General features: G+C 53.9%; 5 protein-coding genes. All 5 read left to right on the top strand.

Features of this window, described 5'->3' with window-relative positions:
- The coding region (gene oxlT, locus IEV29_RS15085; protein WP_188382150.1) for an oxalate/formate MFS antiporter at positions 1-1,179 on the top strand (1,179 nt) is incomplete at its 5' end.
- Between the two features lie 149 nt (positions 1,180-1,328).
- The gene (locus IEV29_RS16310; RefSeq protein ID WP_268234314.1) at positions 1,329-1,454 is read left to right on the top strand and encodes a hypothetical protein; all 126 of its coding nucleotides are present in this window, start codon (positions 1,329-1,331) and stop codon (positions 1,452-1,454) included.
- A gap of 366 nt (positions 1,455-1,820) precedes the next feature.
- A complete protein-coding gene (locus tag IEV29_RS15080) occupies positions 1,821-4,412 on the top strand; it encodes a bifunctional diguanylate cyclase/phosphodiesterase (protein WP_229726435.1) in 2,592 nt (863 codons plus the stop codon).
- A gap of 146 nt (positions 4,413-4,558) precedes the next feature.
- Positions 4,559-5,383 carry an alpha/beta hydrolase family protein gene (locus IEV29_RS15075; protein WP_229726434.1) on the top strand — a complete coding sequence of 275 codons (825 nt, stop codon included), beginning with the start codon at positions 4,559-4,561 and terminating at the stop codon, positions 5,381-5,383.
- Positions 5,384-5,649: 266 nt separating this feature from the next.
- Entirely contained in the window at positions 5,650-6,351 is a 702-nt protein-coding gene (locus tag IEV29_RS15070) for a phosphatase PAP2 family protein (protein WP_229726433.1), read from the top strand.
- Positions 6,352-6,370 lie beyond the last annotated feature (19 nt).

The following is a 6,370-nucleotide window of genomic DNA, read 5'->3' as shown; positions in this document are numbered from 1 at the left end:
TTCGGCTGGGCTCGCGCAGAGATCCAGATCGCATTTACCATCTTCGTCCTGGTTCAAACCTGGCTGGCACCGATCGAAGGCTTCTTCATCGATAAATTCGGTCCACGCGTCATGGTTGCCTTCGGTGCAATCGGCATCGGCTTCGCATGGGTTCTGAACTCGCAAGCAACGACCCTGATGGGCTTCTACGTTGGCGCAGCAGTTGGTGGTATCGGCGTTGGTTCGATCTACGCAACCTGTATCAACAACGCGTTGAAATGGTTCCCTGATCGTCGTGGTCTGGCTGTTGGCTTGACCGCTGGTGGTTACGGTATGGGTTCGGCTGCAACGATTCTCCCGATCGCTGCGATGATCAAATCCGACGGCTTCCAGGAAACGTTCTTCTTCTTCGGTCTGCTGCAAGGTGGTCTGGCATTTATCGCTGCATGGTTCCTGCGTTCGCCTAAAGCAAACGAAGTCAAATCGTCGGCCAAGCTGGAACAATCGCGTCGTGATTACACCCTGAAAGAAGCCCTGTCGACCAAGCTGTTCTGGCTCATGTTCACCATGTTCATCATGGTTGTGACCGGCGGTATGATGGCGGTGGCTCAGCTGGGCGTGATCGCACAAGATCTGGGCGTCAAAGAGTTTGAAGTTGATCTGTACTTCTTCACGATGGCTGCGCTGCCATTGGCACTGATGCTTGACCGTATCATGAACGGTATCTCCCGCCCACTGTTTGGCTGGGTATCGGACAACATCGGTCGTGAAAAAACCATGGTCATCGCGTTCACGCTGGAAGGCTTCGGCATTATCGCTCTCGGCTACTGGGGTCACAATCCTTGGGCATTCCTGATCCTGTCGGGCGTTGTGTTCCTGGCATGGGGTGAAGTCTACTCGCTGTTCTCGGCACTGGCAGGCGATGCCTTCGGTACCAAGCACATCGGCAAGATCTACGGCGTGCTGTACTGCGCCAAAGGTATCGGCGCGCTGTTCGTCCCAGTTGGTAACCTGATGATGGAAGCAACCGGCACCTGGTCGACCGTTCTGTACACCGTTGCATGCATGGACTTGACCGCAGCCGTTCTGGCAGTTGTTGCCCTGCGTCCAACGCTGGCCAAGCACGTTGCCTACTCGGCAGACCTGCTGAAGAAAGAACAAGCTGCTGCAGGTACTGCACCAGCGGGCGCAAACGCCTAAGACACATTGATGTAAGTTGTTCGTCGCATTCGGCGGGCTTCCTCGGAAGCCCGCTTTTTTATTTGTGCGATCGAATAGCAGGTAAAATCATTCTGTGTTGCGTCTGGTTGTACATCTCACCCTCATCGACTGAACACAGAAAGGTATGCATGATCAAAGCAATTCGTGAATTTTTCGCCGATCAGGAACGTGTTTCCAAACTACTAATGGGTATGGCGATCGCCCTCGGCTTGGGTAGCGTTGTCGTCTTGATTGGTGCGTTTGTCTTCCTCTGATTCATCCCTCTTCGATTGCCCTCGCTTGTCGCGCTGTTGTCTGTTCTTGGCCACATCCCATACCTGATTGAAGGTAATTCCCTACAAGATAATCAGGCCTTCCCTTCATTACCTCTCGGCAATCCAGCCTTTTAGAAGGCGCTTGCACTTCCTACAATGATCCAGATGGCACAACTAACGGTTGCGCCACCAATGTGCTCGTGTCACGCCACAAAACGGCATACACCGATCACTGACGATAAATCTTGAAGAAAGTGCCCTAACGTGACTCCGCAACGCTCTCCGGCAAAAGGCAAATCCAGGCATGGTTTTGTGCAGGGAGCAGTGTTTTCCCTGTTTCTGTGGCCGATCATTTTTCTAATCCTGGTGGCGACAGTCTGGATCGTTGCATTGGATGAAATATCCGACATCCGCAACAATGCGGAGCAGGATGCGATGGCACGCGCACAGTCGATCTCACGTGCCTATTCGGAACAGCTTACGCGTAGTGTGCAGCAAATCGATGCCGTTACCCTCAACGTCAAATACTTGTGGGAAAAACAGGGCATGGATCTTGATTTGCGCGAAGCGTTACGACGTGGTCTGTTGCCACCGCAGCTTTACATCACGATTGTAGATCGCAACGGCATGGGGGTAACCAGTTCTCTGGGAGGAGCGCCCATTGATGTATCGGATCGCGAGTACTTCCAATTCCATAAAGCCCATCAGACGATGACCTTGCGCGTCGCGCCAAAACTGGAAGTGGGACGGCGCTCCGGCAAGACGATCGTTCGGTTTACCCGAAGACTGGAGACAGCAAATGGCGCGTTCGATGGTGTCATCACGGTAGGCGTTGATCCGACTTTTCTCGCCTCTTTCAATGATGAAGGGGCGTTGAACCCGCATGACTTTATTTCGATTCGCCACGAGGATGGCGCACTGCTGGTCAGCGAAAAGGGAAACAACATTCGAGGCAGTCAGGTTCATATCAACCCGCCTGTGTTTGCAACCGATCATGGCGTGATGCTGATGGATGCAGACAAGTACAAGGATCAAGATGCGCGCATCCTCGCCTGGCACAAACTCATGGGCTATCCGTTGATTTCCTATGCTGGCCTGTCCGAATCGGACGTGCTGGCCAAACAAAAAGAAGTCATCAACAGCTATCGTCAGTTTGCCGAGTTATGCACCGTGCTTTTCCTTCTGATCGCCGCCATTGGTACTTGCCTGTCCATCCGGATGGCAGCGCGGAAACAACAAGCCGATGAGATCAGACAGACCTATCAACTCGCGGTCGATGAAGCGCGCGAAGGCTTCTTCACCATGCGCGCACTATATCGGGAAAATGGCACAGTCCAAGATTTCGTGATCGAAGACTGCAATACGCGCGGTGCCTCCATGGCCCGCTATTCAAAAAGCAGTTTGATCGGCAAACGTCTGTCCGAATTTTCACTACTGCAGGATCTCGAAACCGCTTTATCGGCTTTCCGCCACGCCATGGAAACCGGATTCTTTGAAGATGAATTTGAAGTCAGCGCCGCCTTGCCCGGCGCACCGCAGTGGGTGCATCGGCGCCTGATCCGTTCCGGCAAAGGTCTGGCGGTCACCTTGCGCGACATCAGTGAAACCAAAGAAAGTGAGCGTTTACTGATCAAATCCGCCAATACGGACGCTCTTACAGGTTTGCCAAATCGCTACTGGCTGGTCAATTCCCTGCCGACTTTGCTGCGTGTTGCCGGTCATCGTAACAAAGCCATGGCGGTGCTGTTCATCGACCTGGATGACTTTAAACAAGCCAATGATCGCTTTGGTCATGCCGTCGGTGACAAACTACTCAAGATGGCCGCGGAGCGGCTGAAGTCTGTCATCCGCGCAGGCGATGAGGTCGTACGTCTGGGCGGTGATGAATTTACCGTATTGCTCAGCACGATAGAAAGCACCGCAGAAGCGGAGCGAGTTGCCTCACGCATTACCGAAGCTTTTACGGAACCCTTCCGCATACTGGGCCACAGCATGAATGTCGGCAGCTCTATCGGCATCAGCCTCTTTCCCGAAGATGGCCTTGATGCCGACACCCTGATCCAGAAAGCCGACATCGCGATGTACGCCAGCAAGAGCGACCACAAAGGTATTTTCCGTTTCTATAACGACGAGTTGTATCAAAGTATCCGCAGCAAACTCGACGCCGAAGAGGAGCTGCGCTACGCAATCGCCAAGAAGCAATTCTTCATGGTCTATCAGCCACGCGTGGATACGCGCACTGGAGACATTCGCGGCTTTGAAGCGCTGGTCCGCTGGCAGCATCCCACCAGAGGCATCGTCCCGCCAGCACAATTTATTGAATTGGCAGAATCAACCGGTAGCATTGTGCCATTGGGTTCACTCGTGATGGATTGCGTATTCAGGCAGATCGCCGCCTGGCAAAACATGGGCGAGACACCCGTTCCGATTTCTCTCAATATCTCGCCGCGTCAACTGGATGCAGGTGGGGTAGATCAGCAGATCAAGGATTTGATGAAACGCCATAAGGTTTCCGCGGACCTGATCGAGATCGAACTGACCGAATCCGTCATGATGAGTGAGGTACCCGCCGTGATCGATCAGATCACCGCCATTCGCCAGATGGGTATCAAGCTGCATCTCGATGACTTTGGCACCGGCTACTCGTCCCTGTCACGCTTGCAGGAAATCGAGATGCAGGTCATCAAGATCGATCGTGCCTTCGTGTCACGTCTTGGCACCAGTAGTCAGGCCGACGTGTTGGTCAAAACCATCGTCCTGATGGCGAAAGAGCTGGACATGTCCATCATCGCAGAGGGCGTGGAAACCATCGCGCAACTGGAAACACTGCAGCATCTGGACTGCGACGAAGCACAAGGCTATCTGATTGCCAAGCCGGTAACTGCCCCGGAAGCACGCAAGCTACTGCAGCAGCGGCGCATTTTCATGCATGCGGAGAACGATGCACTGCCTGTCTGATCGTGCGTACAACAGTCTGATGACATCGCGGTAGAGCAGATGCGTTTTTTCAGCGAGAATCTGCGACATCATCCTGATTTCGTTGCTGATCGATGCAAAGTGCCCCTCCTTACCTGACTCGTGCGTGCCTGCTGCCCGGACTGCTATTGAGTGCGCTGCTCCTGCTCGGCGCCTGCAGCAGTCTTGATCCGGCAACGCGACAGGCGCAAGCAGACCATCTGGCCTCGCAACACGGCTGGACACGCACTTCGCTCACAACGCCCACTTTCACGCTTGCCGCTTATACGCCGCGCAGCAGTGCCCAAGTAAACACGCTGACCGTGTACATCGAAGGGGATGGACTGGCCTGGATCAATGTGTCCACGCCCTCCTTGGATCCAACGCCGCGTGATCCGCTGGCACTGAAGCTTGCCTTGCGGGATCAATCTGGGCAGGCTGTCTACCTCGCCCGTCCATGCCAGTTTGTGCAAGCCAATGAGCAGCGTCACTGCGAACCACGCTACTGGACCAGTCACCGCTTTGCACCTGAAGTCGTTGACGCCACCAGTATCGCCATTGATCAGCTCAAGCAAAAAAGCCGGGCGGCACAGATCAGGCTGGTCGGATACTCGGGTGGTGGCGCGATTGCCGCCCTGGTTGCGGCACAGCGCAATGACGTCATTGCACTCATCACTGTGGCAGGCAATCTGGATCACGCGACGTGGACCAGCATGCATCGCATCACACCACTGCATGGTTCGCTGAATGCAATCAATGTCACGGCACGACTACAGCCTATTCCGCAACATCACTACGTAGGTGAAAAAGACGAAATCATCAGCAGCGCGATCGCGCGCGTTTACCTCAACCGGTTTTCAGCGCCGCGACCTCAGCTCACTGTCGTCCCTGGCTTTGATCATCACTGCTGTTGGGAATCGATCTGGCCCTCTCTCGTCGAAAAGAATTTCGATTTGCCTAACGTCACCAAATAACATGCTGCTGCCATAATGCACGATCATTCCATTCAGGTTGATCGGCAAGTAAAGGCGAAGCGCCTATCCACGTCATGTGACGCATTCGCCGCTTTTTCATGTAGAGTTGGATGGCAAGAACTTTGTACCGGTCACATTAGTCTATGCATCATCACTTTCTACAGTCTGTCGACAAAACGATAGAATGGTCAGGCAGCTGTCGACCCGCAGGAAGCTAAACTTATCCACGCCCCTGTTTGATGGGCAGAACCAGTGAAAGCGCATCTGTGAACGTCTCTCTATGGCAAAAGGAAATGGCCCGACGCTTCCTCACCAAGGTGATGATCAAGGGTATCCTTACCACCGCGGCTTTCCCGCTTTTCTTCATTGCCTATTTCTGGGTGATGCACAATCCCGCGCCATTCGCCGAGCTGACAGTCATTCCTTTGCTGTTTGTAGATCACTGGATACCCGTTCAGCAATGGGCACTGGTTCCTTACGCGTCGCTCTGGTTTTACGTCTGCCTGCCTTCCTCGTTGATCTGGCAAAAACAGGAACTGATCGAGTATCTGCTGGGCGCCGTTTTTCTCTGTGTACTAGGTATCGGCATCTTCTGGCTCCTGCCCACATCGGTACCCGACTTTGGCATCGACTGGAGCATATACCCGGGACTCGCATTTCTTAAAATGGCCGATGGCGGCGCCAATGCATTACCGTCATTGCACGCAGCCTTCGCCATCTACACGGCAGCATTTTTGAATAAACAACTACGCTCATTCGACGTGCCTGCCGCATTACGGGTTGCCAATGTGCTATGGGCTGTATTGATCGTGTATTCGACCATCGCCACACGACAGCATGTGTTTCTTGATGCACTGGCTGGAACGGCACTAGGCGTTCTTGCCTACACCCCCGTCAGCAAGATCGCCGGCAGCATGAGCGCGCCTGCCACGCAAACCCTGATAGCCAACCCCTCTCACGCAAAATAAGCGGCATTCCGATGTCTTG

Source organism: Oxalicibacterium faecigallinarum, assembly GCF_014635705.1.
GTDB lineage: Bacteria > Pseudomonadota > Gammaproteobacteria > Burkholderiales > Burkholderiaceae_D > Oxalicibacterium > Oxalicibacterium faecigallinarum.
The sequence above is the reverse complement of the archived record's forward strand: the minus strand, read 5'-3'. Positions and strand labels throughout refer to the sequence as shown.